This is a genomic window from Brevibacterium metallidurans, assembly GCF_037101285.1.
Lineage (GTDB): Bacteria > Actinomycetota > Actinomycetes > Actinomycetales > Brevibacteriaceae > Brevibacterium > Brevibacterium metallidurans.
Map to the genome: position 1 here is coordinate 353,949 of NZ_BAAAAF010000002.1, position 15,843 is coordinate 369,791.

The 15,843-nt window shown below is 69.8% G+C and carries 12 protein-coding genes and 1 tRNA gene; all 13 read right to left on the bottom strand.

Annotation, left to right across the window (positions count from 1 at the left end):
* Positions 1 to 154 precede the first annotated feature (154 nt).
* The 13 genes from thrB to guaB1 all read right to left on the bottom strand — a co-directional run bounded on the left by thrB (position 155) and on the right by guaB1 (position 15,766).
* Positions 155 to 1,063 carry a homoserine kinase gene (gene thrB, locus AACX88_RS04325; RefSeq protein WP_339391868.1) on the bottom strand — a complete coding sequence of 303 codons (909 nt, stop codon included), beginning with the start codon at positions 1,061 to 1,063 and terminating at the stop codon, positions 155 to 157.
* Positions 1,060 to 2,181, bottom strand: a complete 1,122-nt coding sequence (thrC, locus tag AACX88_RS04330) for a threonine synthase (protein WP_339391869.1) — start codon at positions 2,179 to 2,181, stop codon at positions 1,060 to 1,062. Before thrC ends, thrB begins: the two co-directional genes overlap by 4 nt.
* The gene (locus AACX88_RS04335) at positions 2,178 to 3,485 is read right to left on the bottom strand and encodes a homoserine dehydrogenase (RefSeq protein WP_339391870.1); all 1,308 of its coding nucleotides are present in this window, start codon (positions 3,483 to 3,485) and stop codon (positions 2,178 to 2,180) included. Before AACX88_RS04335 ends, thrC begins: the two co-directional genes overlap by 4 nt.
* A 40-nt stretch (positions 3,486 to 3,525) precedes the next feature.
* Complete coding sequence (lysA, locus tag AACX88_RS04340; RefSeq protein ID WP_339391871.1) at positions 3,526 to 4,965, bottom strand: diaminopimelate decarboxylase; 1,440 nt, start codon at positions 4,963 to 4,965, stop codon at positions 3,526 to 3,528.
* Complete coding sequence (locus tag AACX88_RS04345) at positions 4,966 to 5,805, bottom strand: DALR anticodon-binding domain-containing protein (RefSeq protein WP_339391872.1); 840 nt, start codon at positions 5,803 to 5,805, stop codon at positions 4,966 to 4,968.
* A 74-nt stretch (positions 5,806 to 5,879) separates the two neighbouring features.
* Positions 5,880 to 7,043, bottom strand: a complete 1,164-nt coding sequence (locus AACX88_RS04350; RefSeq protein WP_339391873.1) for an MFS transporter — start codon at positions 7,041 to 7,043, stop codon at positions 5,880 to 5,882.
* Between the two features lie 43 nt (positions 7,044 to 7,086).
* Positions 7,087 to 9,624, bottom strand: coding sequence for an ABC transporter permease (locus AACX88_RS04355; protein ID WP_339391874.1), 2,538 nt, complete (start codon positions 9,622 to 9,624; stop codon positions 7,087 to 7,089).
* Positions 9,621 to 10,379, bottom strand: coding sequence for an ABC transporter ATP-binding protein (locus AACX88_RS04360; protein WP_339391875.1), 759 nt, complete (start codon positions 10,377 to 10,379; stop codon positions 9,621 to 9,623). Before AACX88_RS04360 ends, AACX88_RS04355 begins: the two co-directional genes overlap by 4 nt.
* Positions 10,380 to 10,453: 74 nt before the next feature.
* Positions 10,454 to 10,526 (bottom strand) — tRNA-Arg (locus tag AACX88_RS04365).
* Positions 10,527 to 10,606: 80 nt separating this feature from the next.
* Positions 10,607 to 11,572 carry a M15 family metallopeptidase gene (locus tag AACX88_RS04370; RefSeq protein WP_339391876.1) on the bottom strand — a complete coding sequence of 322 codons (966 nt, stop codon included), beginning with the start codon at positions 11,570 to 11,572 and terminating at the stop codon, positions 10,607 to 10,609.
* 245 nt (positions 11,573 to 11,817) lie between these two features.
* On the bottom strand, positions 11,818 to 12,855 hold the full coding sequence (locus tag AACX88_RS04375; protein WP_339391877.1) for a hemolysin family protein: 1,038 nt from the start codon (positions 12,853 to 12,855) through the stop codon (positions 11,818 to 11,820).
* Positions 12,852 to 14,183, bottom strand: a complete 1,332-nt coding sequence (locus AACX88_RS04380; protein ID WP_339391878.1) for a hemolysin family protein — start codon at positions 14,181 to 14,183, stop codon at positions 12,852 to 12,854. The genes AACX88_RS04375 and AACX88_RS04380 overlap by 4 nt, the downstream gene beginning before the upstream one ends.
* Before the next feature lie 125 nt (positions 14,184 to 14,308).
* Positions 14,309 to 15,766, bottom strand: coding sequence for a GMP reductase (gene guaB1, locus AACX88_RS04385; protein WP_339391879.1), 1,458 nt, complete (start codon positions 15,764 to 15,766; stop codon positions 14,309 to 14,311).
* Positions 15,767 to 15,843: the final 77 nt, after the last annotated feature.

The window sequence follows — 15,843 nt, forward strand, 5'->3', positions numbered from 1 at the left end:
TTGACGGTGCATTGTGAAAGTCATCCTGCTCAAGACGGAGCAGGAGATGTTCCAGAAGAATTGATGTGGAGTTCGGAGCGACTGCCCCGGAGTCCGTTCATCGGAGGAACGATGTTCAGTTTACCCTCAGCGGGCCGATCTTGCGAATCCGTGCTCAGACTTCCGCGCTCAGCCGAAAGCCGCCCTGCGCGATCGGGACCGTCAGGGCGCGGACGCCTGTGGGGACCGCCTCGGCGGGGACCGAATCGGTCAGGGCGAGCACGGTCGGACCGGCTCCCGAGATCACCGCGGGGATGCCCCGGGCGCGCAGCGAGTCGACGAGGTCCATCGATTCCGGGTACGCCGCCCGACGGAACTCCTGGTGGAGCTCGTCGACGGTGGCTTCGAGCAGTGCGGACGGGTCGGTGGTGAGCGCGTGGACGAGCAGGCCCGTGCGCGCGGAGTTGCCTGCCGCGACCGCGTGCGCGATGTCCTGCGGGATCGCCCCGCGCGCGGTCTTCGTGTCCAGGCGCACCTCGGGCACGAGCACGGTGACCTCCCCGATCGTGCGCACGGGAACGGTCCAGGCGCGGGCCGGATCCGACAGTGAGATCGTCAGTCCTCCGACGACCGCGGGAGCCGCATTGTCGGGATGGCCTTCGATGACCGCGGCGCGTTCGAGGATCTCCGCGCGGGAGAGGCCGGGCCCGCCGGCAGATTCGGAGAGCGCACCGGCCAGCGCGATGCCGGCGACGACGGCGGCCGCTGAGGAGCCGAGGCCGCGCGAGTGCGGGATCCGGTTGACGCTCTCCAGCGTGATCCGGTCGATGAGTCTCCGGTGGGTCTCGGGGCTGAGCTCGGCGAGCACCTCCCCGAGCACGCGGACGATGAGGTGGGAGCGGTCCCGCGGCAGCTCGTCGGCGCTCTCCCCCTGCACCGTGACCACGGTGCCCGGGTCGACGGGGGCGTCGTGGACGGTGAGCGTCAGCGAGTCGACCAGGCCGATGGCGAGGCCGAACGAATCGTAGCCGGGGCCGATGTTCGCCGAGGTGGCGGGCACCTCGATGTGCAGGGTCCGGATCATTGCCCCTCGAGCCCGAGCGCGCGGGCGGCGGAAACGGCGTCGACGGGCACGCGCACCGGTTCGATCGCCGACCCGTCCTCGGTGTGCAGCGCCCACGACGGGTCCTTGAGACCGTGGCCGGTGACGGTGACGGCGATGACGGCGCCGGCGGGCACCCGCCCCGCCTCGGCCATCTTGAGCAGTCCGGCCACCGAGGCGGCCGAGCCGGGTTCGACGAAGATCCCCTCCTGGCGGGAGAGCACCTTGTGCGCGGCGAGGATCTGCTCATCGGTGACGGAGTCGATGAGTCCGCCCGAGGCGTCGCGGGCCTCGATCGCCCGGTCCCAGCTCGCGGGGTTGCCGATGCGGATGGCGGTGGCGATCGTGTCGGGTTCGGTCACGGGGTGGCCGAGGACGAGCGGGGCGGCGCCGGCGGCCTGGAATCCCCACATCTGCGGCAGCTTCGTCGAGACCCCGATGCCCTGGTACTGGTTGTAGCCCTTCCAGTACGCGGTGATGTTGCCGGCGTTGCCGACCGGCAGGACGTGGATGTCGGGGGCGTCGCCGAGGACGTCGACGACTTCGAACGAGGCCGTCTTCTGTCCTTCGATGCGGTCGGGGTTGACCGAGTTGACGAGGTGGACGGGGTAGGACTCGGAGAGCTTGCGGCACAGCGTGAGGCAGTCGTCGAAGTTCCCGTCGACCTCGAGCAGGGTCGCACCGTGGGCGACGGCCTGGCTCATCTTCCCCGGCGAGATCTTGCCCGCGGGCACGAGGACGGCGCACGTGAGGTCGGCCTTCGTCGCGAAGGCGGCGGCCGAGGCCGAGGTGTTGCCAGTCGATGCGCAGATCACGGCCTTCGCCCCGTGGGCCTTGGCCTTGGTGATCGCCATCGTCATCCCGCGGTCCTTGAACGAGCCGGTCGGGTTGAGGCCTTCGTACTTCACCCACACCTGCGCGCCGGTGAGCTCGCTGAGCTTCTCCGCGCGGATGAGCGGGGTCCCGCCCTCGCCGAGGGTGACTGCGGGGATGTCGGCTGCGATGTCGAGCAGGCTGCGGTATTCGTCGATGACGCCCTGCCACTGGTGGCGGGGGTACTGGGGTGTCGTCACAGGGGTTGCGTCCTTCGTCTCTGTCACTGTCCCTCCGCCCGGATGACGGAGGCCACCGCGCGCACCACGTCGAGGTCGCCGAGGCGGTCGACCGTGCGGGAGAGCGCGGCGTCGGTGTTCTCATGGGTGGCGAGCACGAGCTTCGCGTGCTGCACGCCGTCGTCGTCGACCTCGCCGATGGTCTGGCGCATGAGTTCGATCGACGCACCTTCGTCGGCGAAGACCTCGGAGACCGCGGCGAGCACGCCGGGCCGGTCGACGACGTCGAGGGTGATGTGATAGCGGGTGGTGATCGCCGAGATCGGCAGCAGCGTCGTCTCGGGGTGCAGGGGGCGCTCGTACTGTCCGCGTCCGCCGAGCACCCTGCGCCTGGCCACGGAGACGACGTCGCCGAGCACCGCCGAGGCGGTCGGGGCTCCCCCGGCTCCCTGGCCGTAGAACATCAGCGAGCCCGCGGCCTCGGCTTCGATGAACACGGCGTTGAACGCGCCGTGGACCGACGCCAGGGGGTGGGTGCGCGGGAGCAGGGCCGGGTAGACGCGGGCGGAGAGCCCGGGTCCTGCCGGTGAGTCCTCGACGCGTTCGCACACGGCGAGGAGTTTGATGACGAAGCCCTGGTCCTTCGCGGTCTCGACCATCTCCGCGGTGATGCCGGTGATCCCCTCGACATGGACGTCGTCGATCGTCACGGGTGCGTGGAAGGCCAGGGAGGAGAGGATCGCGGCCTTCGCGGCGGCGTCGTGGCCGCCGATGTCGGCGGTCGGGTCGGCTTCGGCGTAGCCGAGCTCCTGCGCCGAGGACAGGGCGTCTGAGAAGTCCCAGCCCTGGGAGTCCATCTGGTCGAGGATGTAGTTCGTCGTCCCGTTGACGATGCCCATGATCCGGTCGATCCGGTCACCGGCGAGCGAGTCGCCGACGGGGCGGATGATCGGGATCGCCCCGGCCACCGCGGCTTCGTGCTCGAGCCGGACCTCGGTCTCGTCGGCGGCGGCCATGAGCTCGCCGTAGGCCGCGGCGAGCAGCGCCTTGTTCGCGGTCACGACCGAGGAGCCCTGGGCCAGGGCGCTGGTGATGAGCGACTTCGCGGGTTCGATCCCGCCCATGAGCTCGATGACGATGTCCGCTCCCGCGATCGCCGCCTCGGCGTCGGTGGTGAGCAGGTTCGGGTCGATGCCCGGACGCTCCTTCTGCGCGTCACGGACGACGACGGCGGTGAGCTCCAGGGGAGCGCCGATGCGCTCCTCGAGCGCCTCAGCCCGCGACTGCAGTCGAGCCGCGACTTCCGAGCCGACGACTCCGCATCCGAGCATGGCGACTTTCAAAGGCTGCATGGCTCACTCTCTCGTCTGTGTGGTTGGCGCCCAGTGGTGCTCACTGGGCGGTGGTCGGGTCCGCCATTCCCGGGTCGCTGGCGAAGAGCTGCGCATACGTCTCCGGGGTGACGATCCAGTCCACCCTATCCCGGGTCACGGCGAGAACCCCCGGCCGAGTGACATGATTGTAATTGCTCGACAGGGCCCGGCAGTACGCGCCGGTGCCGGGAACGGCGACGAGGTCGCCGGGTGCGACGTCCGCGCCCATGTACTCGTCACGGACGATGATGTCACCGGACTCGCAGTGCATTCCGACGACGCGGACGACGACGGGTGCGGCAGGCGAGTTCCGATTGGCCAAGGTACACGAATAGTCCGCGTCGTAGAGAGCTGTCCGAATGTTGTCGCTCATCCCGCCGTCGACGGCGACGTAGGTGCGCACTCCCTCGTCGGTGACGACCTCCTTGACGGTCCCGACCCGGTAGAGGGTGAACACCGCAGGCGAGACGATCGCACGCCCGGGTTCGATCGAGATCCGCGGGACGTTCGTGCCCAGTCCCCGGCACTCCTTGGCCACGACCGCGGCGAGTTCGGTGGCCATCTCGGCCACGGGGATCGGGGTGTCCTGGGAGGTGTAGCGGATGCCGAAGCCGCCCCCGAGGTCGACCTCGGGGACGTCGACGCCGTGGTCGGCCATGATCTGGGCCCGCAGAGCCAGCACGCGGGCGGCGGCGACCTGGAAGCCGGAGATGTCGAAGATCTGCGAGCCGATGTGCGAGTGGAGGCCGTCGAGGCGCAGGTGGGCGGAGTCGATGACGCGGGCGGCGGCCTCGGCGGCCTTGCCCGCGGAGACCGAGAGGCCGAACTTCTGGTCCTCGTGCGCGGTGGCGATGAAGTCGTGGGTGTGGGCTTCGACGCCGACGGTGACGCGGAGCATGACAGGGGCGATGAGCCCCTTGGCCGCGGCGACGGTCTCGAGTCGGTCGATCTCGTCGAGGCTGTCGACGATGATGCGACCCACCTCGTAGTCGAGGGCGTACTCGAGTTCGGCAACGGACTTGTTGTTCCCGTGCAGGCCGACGCTGGAGCCGGGGACCCCGGCGGCTCGGGCGATCATCATCTCCCCCAGCGAGCACGTGTCGAGGCCGAGCCCGGCCTCGTGCACCCAGCGGGCCACGGCCGTGCAGAGGAAGGCCTTACCGGCGTAGAAGACGTCGATGCCGGCGAGTCCGTTGCCGGGCGCGAACGCGGCCGTGTACGCCTGCCGGTAGAGCTGCGCCCGGGAGATGAAGTCGTCGACATCGAAGACGAAGGTCGGAGTGCCGTACCGGTCGGCGAGATCGGTCACCGGATGACCGGCCACCGTGAGCACCCCGGACTCGTCCTTGGTCACATTGTCCGACCACAGGCTGGGCATGACGGCGTTGACGTCGTCGGGATAGGGCAGCCACACGGGTGCGGGGGTCGCGTGCAGGGGTCCTGCGATGTGCGCGGGCATCTACATCCTCTCCGGGGCGGGTGCGCCCAGCTGTCGCAGTCCTCGGGCGAGGACCGTGGTCACGCCGACCACGAGGCGCAGGCGCGCGGCGTGGAGGCCGGTGAAGTCGTGGTCGAGAGTGGGCACGATCTCGTGGTCGCCCGTCCACGCGAGGTAGGCGCGGGAGAGCTCGTCGAGGGCCGCGATGAGAGTGCGCAGGTCGCCTGCGGTGACCGCGCGGTCCGCGGTCGCGGGGGTGTCGATGATGTGCACGAGGAGGCTGCGATCGACGGCGTCGAGCTGCTCTGCGGCCGCGTCCGGCGCAGCCACGGGCAGGCCAGCGGCCACGGCGCGACGGTGGAGCCTGCGGGTGTGTGCGTGTGTGCGCATGAGCAGGTAGGCCGGATTGGCGTCGACGGCCCGGCGGGAGAGCTGAGCGTCGACCCCCCACACGGTCGACTCCGCTTCGTTCGGCGCCCTCACCGCCGGCACCCGATCGGCATCCCTCGACTCAGGGACGTCGCTCCGTTCAGGGTCGCTGCTCGGTTCAGGGTCGGCGATGAGCGCGGTGACCGCGGCGAGGAGGGACGCCGCGCGGACCTCGATGCCGAGGAACCCGGGACCCGTCACAGTCACGGCCGCGATGTCGGGGTGGGCACGGACGACCTCGGCGATGTGGTCGGCCACCTCGAGGGGGTCGCCGCCGGACTGTGCGGCGGCGCGCAGCGCGATGGTCGAATGCCAGTGGCCGGGGGTGCGCGCATCGGCGCGCCGGAGCACCGCGCCCTCGGGCTGCTGAGCGCACCGGGTGGTCTCGGCCACCGCCTCGACGAGGACGGTGCGCAGCTGTTCCGGGGTCACGCGACCAGCGTACTCGGCGGGCGTCTCGGGCACCGAATCGTCCGCGGACGATGCTCCTGCGCCCGGGGGCCGCCTCAGATGTGGCCGGGTCGGGTCGCCGGCACGGTGACGGCGAGTTTGACCACGACGGAGGCGAGCACGAGGGCGAATGCGGCCCCCAGGCCCGGGCCGCTGTCGACGAGGAGGCCGAAGAGGAGCGGACCGGTCGCGGCGAGCAGGTAGCCCCCACCCTGGACGAAGCCCGAGAGGGCCGCCGAGGCCTCGGGGCCGCGCGAGCGCAGGGTGATCAGCGTCAGGGCGAGCGGGAACGTCGAGATCCCGATGCCCAGCAGCACGGTCCAGAGCACAGGGGCCGCCTGCGGGGCGAGCCAGAGGCCGAGGTACCCGGCGGCGAGGCTGAGGCAGAAGGCGATGACGATCGACGCCGCCGAGCGCAGCCGGACGGCCAGGGCGGGCAGGACGAAGCCGAGCACGAGCGGGATCGCGGTGACCAGGGCGAGCATCGCCCCGGCGAAGGCCGAGTCGAATCCGGCGCGGGTGAGCAGCGGCGGCAGCCACGTGAAGAGGATGAAGTTGTTGAACGAGGTCATGCCCGTCATCGTCATGAGCGCCCAGGCCCGCGGAGTCGAGAGCAGCCGTCGCAGCTCCCGGCCCCCGACCGCGGTGGCGCTCACCGCCGTCCGGGGCGCGGGGCGGACTGCGGTGATGACGATCCACACGGCCACGGCGAGGACGGCGGTGCCGGCCCACACGAGCAGGGAACCCCGCCAGCTCAGCGCGTTCGCCAGCGGCACCGCGACGAGCGGCGGGACGAAGGTGCCCAGTTGGAGGAGGCCGACGTGGAGGGTCGAGACGGAGGCCACCCGGTCGGGGAAATAGGCCTTGACGATCGGGGGCAGGACGACGTTGCCGATCCCCATGCCGGCCAGCGCAAGCACGCTGAGCAGCAGGAACGCGGACGGGTCGGACACGAGGGCGCGGACGCCGAGTCCCACCGCGATCATCACGGTCGCCGCCAGCGTGATCGTCACCGCGGAGAAGCGGGCGATCAGCCGTGGGGCAGCGAAGCCGCAGAGCCCGAACAGCAGCGGCGGCAGCATGCCGATGACGGCGAGGAATCCCCCGCCGAAGCGGATCTCCTCCCCCATCGTCTCGAGCAGCGGAGAGAGCCCCGTGACCCCGGGACGGAGGTTGAATGCCGCGACGACGATTCCTGTGAGGATGAGCGCGGTTCTCATGGGGCCTTTCTACCACTGCCCGCACAGCCGGCCACCGACCGGGTCAGTTCTCCTGCTTGAGCCCTTCGACCGGAGAGAGCCGAGACGCGCGCCTGGCCGGGGCGAGGGCGGAGAGGATGCCGGCGACCACGGCGACCGCGAGAATGCCCAGGGAGGCGGGGATCGACCAGTCGACGACGAAGGCGTTCGAGAAGTCGACGGTGATGAGTCGGGTCCCGACGATGCCGAGCGCACCGCCCAGGGCGAGGCCGATGAGCGCCGAGACGACGGAGATGAGGACGGCTTCGAAGGCGAGGAGGGCGCGCAGCTGGGTGAGACTGAGGCCGAGCGCCCGGAGCAGCGAGTTCTCCCGCCGGCGTTCGATGACGGAGAGGCTGATCGTGTTCGACACTCCGATGAGCGCGATGAGGACGGCGATGAGGAGCACGCCCACGGCCATGAGGAGGAGGATGTCGATGACCTGCGCGAACAGCCCGCGGTCGACGGCGGAGCCGATGACCTCGTCGGTCGTGACATCGAGCGCCTCGGCGACGTCCTGGCGGATGCGCAGCACGTCGGTGACGCTCTGGTCGGGGCGCAGGGTGATGAGCACGGCCGTCGACGCGGCGGAGACCCCGATCCGGTTGCCCACATCCGCGGTGGTGAAGTACACGCGGTCCGATTCCCCGGACTTCTCGACCGGCAGGGAGGCCGTGGTCAGTCCGCGCACCTGAACCGTGTCCCCCGTGAAGCCCTCGGGCACCGTCACGCGTCCCGGCACGAGGGTCGGGGCCGACTCGCCGAGGAGGGCGCTGAGCGAGTCCGGGTCGACGATGTAGAGCTCCGTGTCGCTGTCGACCACGGCCCCGTGATAGGCCAGAGCCGCCGTGTCGACGCCGTCGATGCCGCGGATGCGGTCGACGACGTCCTGGTCCGCGGCATTGCCGAGGTTGACGGCGACGTCGACCGGGAAGTGCTGGGTCAGGCCCGCACTGAACGTCGCCTTCGTCGACATGCCGCCGACGACGAGCGTGGACACGAGGGTGACCCCGATGACCAGGGCCGCCGCCGTCGACCCGGTTCGCCGGCGGTTGCGCAGGGTGTTCAGGGTCGCCAGCTGCCCGGGCAGTCCCCACGGACTGACGACGAGGTCGCCGAACCACGAGACCACCGGCGGGATGATCTCACCCGAGCACAGGACGAGGCCGATGACGACGAGGGTGCCCCCGAGCGCCCCGACGAACACCCAGACACCGGAGGCCGCGGCGAAGAGGAGGGAGAGGGAGACGGCGACGATCCCGAGGCCGATGCTCCCCCACCCCAGCAGCCGCCGGGCACGGGACTGGGAGGTCGGTGCGCTCGGCACGTCGAAGGGCTGGAGGGCTTCGAGCGGGGTCACGGCGATCGCCGCGCGGGCGGGTCGGATCGTCGCCGAGAGGGTGAGCAGCACCCCGACGACGACGCCCGCGATGAGCGTCCACGCCGGCACGGACAGGGACACGTAGGAGAGTTCGCGCTGCCACACCTCGGCGACGATGCCGATGAGCACCGCACTGACCCCGACGCCGGCGAGCACCCCGAGGATCGAACCGACCACCCCGACGATGACGCCTTCGACGAGCACGGAGCCGTAGAGCTGGGACCGCGAGGCCCCGATGCACCGCAGCAGCGCGAGCTCCCGGCGGCGTCCGGCGACGATGACGGAGAAGGTGTTCGAGACGACGAGGACGGCGACGACGACGGAGATCCCCGCACAGCCGAGCAGCATCCACGCGATGAAGTCGCTGCCTTCGGAGAACTCGGCCACCTTCCGGTCGACCGCCTCGTCGACGGTCATCGTCTCCATGCGCTCGGCCAGGACGGTCCCGCCCAGCGCCGCCTCGATCCCCTTGCCCACCTCGGCGGGGTCGGCGCCCGTGGCCGTTCCGATCTGGATCGCGGAGACGTCGCCGGTCCGGGCGAAGTGCTCCCGGTAGCTCGCCGAGGTGGTCATCGCCCGGGCCGTGCCGACGTATCGGGGGTCGTTGCCCATCTCCGCGAGCCCGACGACGGTGAAATCCGTCGCCGAGTGCCGCGGACCGCGGTAGATCGGCTGCGAATCGGCATCCGTGTCGATGCGCGCCGTGCCCGTGGAGAACCGCAGGGTGTCCCCGACGCGCAGGCCGAGGTCGGCCGCGGTGTCCGCGGACAGGACGAGATCGGTGGGGCCGATCGGCCGGGTGCCGGTGGTGATGGAGAAGGTGTCGAGCCGCGGATCGACCGGGGCGGGAGCGACGGCGAAATCGGTGTCGCGCACGCCGCTGCCGCGGGCCGAGGCGATCGCGGTGGCGCTGACCTCGACAGCCCGCACCCCCGGAACTCCGGAGAGCTCCTGGGTCAGGGCTGCGACCTCGGCGGGTTCGATGGCGGCTCCCGGGGCGGGCAGGACGACGACGTCGGCCCGGGCGAAGGTCGCTCCGATCCCCTCCCGCATGCTCTCCTGGAGCGAGGAGTTGACGATGAGGGTGGCCGAGACGAAACCGGCCGCCAGCGCGATGCCCAGCCCGATCGCCGTGAACCGCGCCCAGTGGACGCGGATCTGGGCGAGGGCGACCGCGATCATCGGGCGCTCAGCTCGCTGAGCGCGGTGACGACGGACTCCGTCGTCGGCGCGGTGATCTCACCGCCCACACGACCGTCCTTGAGCAGCACGACGCGATCGGCATGGGCGGCCGCGACGGGGTCGTGGGTGACCATGATGATCGTCTGACCGTACTGGGAGGCGGCGGCGTGGAGGAGATCGAGGACCTCGGCGCCGGAGAGGGAGTCGAGGTTGCCGGTGGGTTCGTCGGCGAAGACGACATCGGGTTTCGTCAGCAGCGCCCGGGCCACGGCCACGCGCTGCTGCTGTCCGCCGGAGAGTTCGTGCGGGCGGTGCTTGAGCCGGTCGCCGATGCCGAGGCGCTCGACGATCTCCGCCTTCCACTCCTCGTCGACGGTGCCTCTGGCCAGTGAGACCGGCAGGTCGATGTTCTGGTCGGCGTTGAGGGTGGGGACGAGGTTGAAGGCCTGGAAGATGAAACCGACGCGGTCGCGGCGCAGCTGCGTCAGCTCACGGTCGTCGAGCCCGGTGATGTCCTCGCCGCGCATGAGGATCTGCCCGGAATCGACCCGGTCGAGGCCGGCGAGGACGTGCATGAACGTCGACTTGCCCGACCCGGAGGGTCCCATGATGGCGCTGAAGCGACCTGCGTCGAAGTCGACGGTGATGTCATCGAGGGCGGTCACCGCCGTCTCGTCGCGGCCGAAGCTCTTGCGCAGCCCGCGGGCGCGCAGGACCACCTCATCCGGGTCCTTGCCAGTGTTCGCGTTCGACATCGGTGACCTCGTCAACGGTTGGGGGCGCAAACGAAGAACCGCCCATCTCGGCGATGGAGATGGGCGGATCGCTGTGCCCGCGACAGGATTCGAACCTACGACCTTCTGCTCCGGAGGCAGACGCTCTATCCACTGAGCTACGCGGGCAACGCATGTCATGCTATCACCGACGATGCACCGATCCCAAAACGACGCCCCGTGCTGGCAACCAGCACGGGGCGAACGGGTCAGGAGCCCTTCATGTCCTTGCGACCGGGGACGTACTCCCAGTGCCAGAGCTCATAGGCATTCGCCTTGGCCCAGTCCGGGTTCTCCCAGCCGTACTTGCCGGCATTGGCTTCGAGCCAGTCGTAGTTCGAGGTGTCGAGGTCGAGGGCGAGCCCCCACCCGTGGTTCGACGTGCCCGGGCGGGCGGCGAAGCCGGGCTTGCGGGCGGCCACGGAGACCTGACCGGCCATGTCGCGGTACGAGTCGGTGATGCCGATGTCCTTGCCGGTGTCCTTCTTGAACGCGGCGTTCATCTCCGCGAAGGCGACAGCGGCGTCCGAGCGCAGCTTGTGATCGCCGACGCCGACCTTGCACAGCCATTCCTCGGGCAGTTCGCCGTTCGACGGCGAGCCCGTCGGCGCCTTCCCGGAGCAGCCGGGCAGAACCGTCTTCTCGATCGCCCGCGAGGCGGCCTCGACCTTGTTCTGCTTCGCGCTCGGGGCGCCGATCTCGACGCTCGTCTTCTCGTCGGTGGCGGGGATGTCCGCGGAGACGGTCTCGGCGTTGATCGCCTTGGCCTGCGAGGCGGCGACGGTCTCGTCGACCTTGACTTCCTGTCCGCCCATGTTGCCCGCGATCATCACCGCGGCGATCGCCGTGCCGGTGACGGAGACGGTGGCCAGCGCCGAGGCGGTGGTCACGCGCTTGCGGCGGACCGAGCGGAGCAGAGCGCCGTCGGAGCCGCGGTTGCCGGCGAAGGCGGCGACGGAGCCGGAGGTGCGCTCGGCGGCCATCGCGGCGCGACGCGGCGAACCAGCCTGCGCTGCGGCCTCGGCGGCCATGGCGGCGCGACGCGGGGACAGCGACTGAGTCGCCGTGGAGGGCTGGAAGGAGGAAGAGGAAGAAGGAACGCTCGAAGAGGCGTGCTGCTTGCGTAGATCGCGGCGGCGGATCGGCGCCTCCACGGTCGAGGTCTCACTCGACATATCACTCCGTACTGTCGGGCACGCCCGCTGTCATCGCGAGCGAAGGAAAAGCTTATGTCACAACACTATAACGGCATTGTTACAGAATGTCATGTCTCGGCAACGTTTCGGCTCTCACCTCGAGCGATACGTCCGTTATGCGTGTCGGAACGAGACCTGGCAGGCCTCGGGCACGCAATCTTCGTAACATTCCGTTACACAGGCCACAGCTGCGCGGAGATGCGAGTCACCGGACGTGGCCGAACTCACAGCCGTCCGCGCTGCATCGCGTCCTGGACTTCGCCGACGAGCTCCTCGAGGACGTCCTCGAGGAAGAGCACGCCGAGCACCTCGTCCTCGTCCGAGAGCACCCTCGCGACGTGGATGCCGACCTTCTGCATCTGCGCGAGCGCCTCTTCGACCTCGTCGTCGGCGCGGACGGTGAAGAGCGGGCGGAAGCGCTTGGCGGGCACGGGCTCGGTGTCGCGGTCGGTGTAGAGGACATCCTTGATGTGGAGGTAGCTCTCCGGATAGCCGTCCTCGTCGACGACGAAGTACCGCGAGTACCCGGTCTTCCCGACAAGGGTGACGAGTTCGTCCGGTGTCACACTCTCGCTGATCGTCACGAGGTCGGTCATCGGCACCATGATGTCGGCGGCGGTCTTGTCGCTGAACTCGAGGGCGCCCTTGAGCAGGCCGGTCTCGTCGCTGAGCAGTCCCTCGCGCTTGGATTCGGCGACGATCGACTCGACCTGTTCGATCGTGTACGCCTCGTTGACCTCGTCCCTGGGTTCGATGCCGATGAGCCGCAGCACGGCGTTGGCCAGCCCGTTGAGCGGGCGGATGACGAAGCCGAAGACCCGGGAGAGGAAGACGAGCGGTGGGGCCAGCAGCATGACGGCGCGGCCCGAGGTCGCCAGGGCGATGTTCTTGGGCACCATCTCCCCGATGACGACGTGGAGGTAGGTGACCACGCCGAGGGCGAGGATGAACGAGATCGTCGTCGACAGGCTCTCGGGGATGCCGAGGCCCTCGAGCGGACCGGAGAGCAGATGCTTGATCGCCGGTTCGGAGACGTTGCCGAGCAGCAGCGAGCACACGGTGATGCCGAGCTGGCAGATCGCGAGCATGAGCGAGACGTGCTCCATCGCGTAGAGCGCGGTCCGGGCGGCGGCCGAGCCCGCCGCGGCGCGCGGCTCGACCTGGGAGCGCTTGGCGGCGACGATGGCGAATTCGGCGGCGACGAAGAACGAATTGCCCAGCAGCAGGACGACGAGCCAGATGAGACCCACCCAGTCACTCATGCCGCACCTCCGTCCTGTTCGTAGAGGGCGTGGTCGGTGGCCCGCAGCACCACCCGGAGGCGTTCGATCCGGCGTCCGTGCATCCGCTCGACGCGGATGAGCGCGTCCGGGGTGCGCACCTCGTCGCCGGGGACGGGGATGCGGCCGAGTTCCTTGAGCACGAATCCGGCGATCGTCTCGTAGTCGGGGTCCTCGGGGATGCTCAGCCCGATCGTCGTGCGGATCTCGTCGGGTCGCAGCTGGCCGGGCACGATCCACGAGCCGTCGCGGGCCGGACGGGCGGCCACGCGCATGCGGTCGTGTTCGTCGGCGACCTCGCCGACGAGCTCCTCGACGACGTCCTCGAGGGTGACGACCCCGGCGGTGCCGCCGAACTCGTCGACGACGACGGCCATCTGCATGCCCTTGCCGCGCAGCTCCATGAGCAGCGGGTCGAGGCGCAGGGTCTCGGGGATCTCGGTGACCTCGGTCATCAGTCCCCCGGCATAGGCGTCGTCGCGGTTGGCCACGGGCACCGCGAAGGCCTGTTTGACGTGGACGACGCCGACGATGTGGTCCTTGTCCTCACCGGCGACGGGGAACCGGGAGTAGCCGGTCTCACGCGCCTGTTCGATGATCTGGCGCGCCGTGGTGTCCTTGACGACCGAGGACATGCGCGTGCGCGGGGTCATGACGTCCTCGGCGGTGCGTTCGGAGAAGGAGAGGGTGCGCTCGAGCAGTCCCGCCGTCTGCTCGTCGAGGACGCCCTCCTCGGCGGAGTGGCGCACGAGCGAGGTGAGCTCGTCGGGCGAGCGGCCCACCGAGCCCTCCTCCTGGGGTTCGATGCCCATGGCCAGGAGGATCTTGTTCGCCGTCCCGTTGAGCGCGGCGATGACCGGGCGGAGGACGACGGAGAAGACGTACTGGATCGGGGCGGCGATCCGGCCGGTGGCCAGGGGCACGGCGATCGCGAGGTTCTTCGGCACGAGTTCGCCGAAGATCATCGACAGCACGGTGGAGACGATGAGCGCGATCGTCAGCGCCAACGGCTCCGAGAGGCCGGGGCTCAGCCCCCACGCCTCGAAGACCGGGGAGAGCAGCCGACCCAGCGACGGCTCCATGAGGTAGCCGGTGAGCAGAGTGGTGATCGTGATCCCGACCTGGGCCGCGGACAGCTGCGTCGACAGGTGCGTCATCGACTGCCGCAGCGTCTTCGCCCCCACGACGCCGTCGGCGACGGCCTGATCGGCCGTGTGCCGGTCGAGGGTGAGGAGCGAGAATTCGGCTGCGACGAAGATGCCCGTGCCGCAGATCAGGAGGAGGGCCAGGGCGAGGAACAGCCATTCCATCAGTGACGTGTCCCCTCGGACGGGGTGAGAGTCAGATCTCTCGTGATGAGCCTCGCGGGGAGGGGGTCATCGTCTGGGGCGCCGGCTTCCCGCCGGCAGGGACTGTCACTGAGCATGGGACGATCCTACCAACTTCCGCTCACGGGTCGACCCTCTTCGTAGCCGGCGGCGCTCTGGACGCCGACGCTGGCGAGCTCGGCGAATCCGCCGAGGTCGCGGGCACCGGCATAGGTGAATGAGCTGCGCACTCCGGAGGTGATCGCGTCGAGGAGGTCCTCGACACCCGGGGAGGACGGATCGATGTACATCGTCGACGAGGAGATGCCCTCCTCGAACAGGCCCTTGCGGGCACGGGAGAACGCCGACTCCGTGCGGGTGCGGTTGGCCACGGCGCGCGCCGAGGCCATGCCGAAGCTCTCCTTGTACTTCCGTCCCTCGCCGTCGACGAGGAGGTCGCCCGGGGATTCGTGGGTGCCTGCGAACCATGAGCCGATCATCACCTGGGAGGCACCGGCGGCCAGTGCCAGGGCGACGTCGCGGGGGTAGCGGACTCCCCCGTCGGCCCACACGTGGGCGCCGAGTTCGGCGGCCGCCTCGGCGCATTCGGCCACCGCGGAGAACTGGGGACGGCCCACGGCCGTCATCATCCGCGTCGTGCACATCGCCCCGGGACCGACCCCGACCTTGACGATGTCGGCGCCGGCGGCGACGAGGTCGCGGACCCCGTCGGCGGTGACGACGTTGCCGGCGACGATGGGCACGCCGAGGTCGGCCGCGGCGACGGCGGTGAGCACGTCGAGCATCTTCGCCTGGTGACCGTGGGCGGTGTCGATGACGAGCGCATCGGCCCCGGCGGCCACGAGTGCCCGGGCCCGTTCGACGGCGTTGCCGTTGACGCCGATCGCCGCCGCGATCTTCAGGCGACCCTGGGCGTCGAGGTTGGGGGTGTAGATGGAGGAGCGCAGCAGCGACTTCGGGGTGAGCGCGCCGAGGAGGACGCCGTCGTCGTCGACGACCGCGGCGTAGTCGGTGCGCGCTTCGTTCATCGTCTCGAACAGACCAGCCAGGGCCTCCGGGTCCTCCCAGTCGACCTCGGAGGCGCGGATGACCTGCGGCGAGGTCTGCATGAGTTCCCCGACCGAGGCGAACCGGTCGACTCCGCGCAGATCGTCGGCGGCGATGATGCCCTCGAGCCGACCCGCCTCGTCGACGACGACGCCGAATCCGTGGGCGCGCTTGCCGAGGACGTGGAGGGCTGAGAGGACGGTATCGCCTGCGGAGAAGCGCAGCGCGGATTCGAAGACGCGGTCGCGGCTCTTGACCCAGCCGATCGTGTCCTCTGCGGCGGTGAGCGGGATGTCCTGGGGCAGGACGGCCAGTCCGCCGCGGCGGGCCATCGTCTCCGCCATCCGTCGGCCCGAGACCGCCGTCATGTTCGCCGCGACGATCGGCGTCGGCGAGCCGGTGGGATCCGTCGTCGTGAGGTCGACGTCGAAGCGCGAGGTCAGCGCCGAGGAATTGGGGACAAGGAAGACGTCGGAATACGTGAGGTCGTGATCCGGTTGGTGTGAAATGAAACGCATGACACTATTGTCCCCCATGTGCACATAGCGGAGCACATCGCGTTAGGCTGGTATGTGTCGTATTGCAGCTATTCTTG

Excerpts from the sequence above, each read along its gene's own strand:
- guaB1 (WP_339391879.1), bottom strand. The coding sequence starts at position 15,766 with ATGCGTTTCATTTCACACCAACCGGATCACGACCTCACGTATTCCGAC.
- AACX88_RS04360 (WP_339391875.1), bottom strand. The coding sequence starts at position 10,379 with ATGTCGAACGCGAACACTGGCAAGGACCCGGATGAGGTGGTCCTGCGC.
- AACX88_RS04380 (WP_339391878.1), bottom strand. The coding sequence starts at position 14,183 with ATGGAATGGCTGTTCCTCGCCCTGGCCCTCCTCCTGATCTGCGGCACG.
- thrB (WP_339391868.1), bottom strand. The coding sequence starts at position 1,063 with ATGATCCGGACCCTGCACATCGAGGTGCCCGCCACCTCGGCGAACATC.
- AACX88_RS04375 (WP_339391877.1), bottom strand. The coding sequence starts at position 12,855 with ATGAGTGACTGGGTGGGTCTCATCTGGCTCGTCGTCCTGCTGCTGGGC.
- AACX88_RS04335 (WP_339391870.1), bottom strand. The coding sequence starts at position 3,485 with ATGCAGCCTTTGAAAGTCGCCATGCTCGGATGCGGAGTCGTCGGCTCG.
- lysA (WP_339391871.1), bottom strand. The coding sequence starts at position 4,965 with ATGCCCGCGCACATCGCAGGACCCCTGCACGCGACCCCCGCACCCGTG.
- AACX88_RS04370 (WP_339391876.1), bottom strand. The coding sequence starts at position 11,572 with ATGTCGAGTGAGACCTCGACCGTGGAGGCGCCGATCCGCCGCCGCGAT.
- AACX88_RS04355 (WP_339391874.1), bottom strand. The coding sequence starts at position 9,624 with ATGATCGCGGTCGCCCTCGCCCAGATCCGCGTCCACTGGGCGCGGTTC.
- AACX88_RS04350 (WP_339391873.1), bottom strand. The coding sequence starts at position 7,043 with ATGAGAACCGCGCTCATCCTCACAGGAATCGTCGTCGCGGCATTCAAC.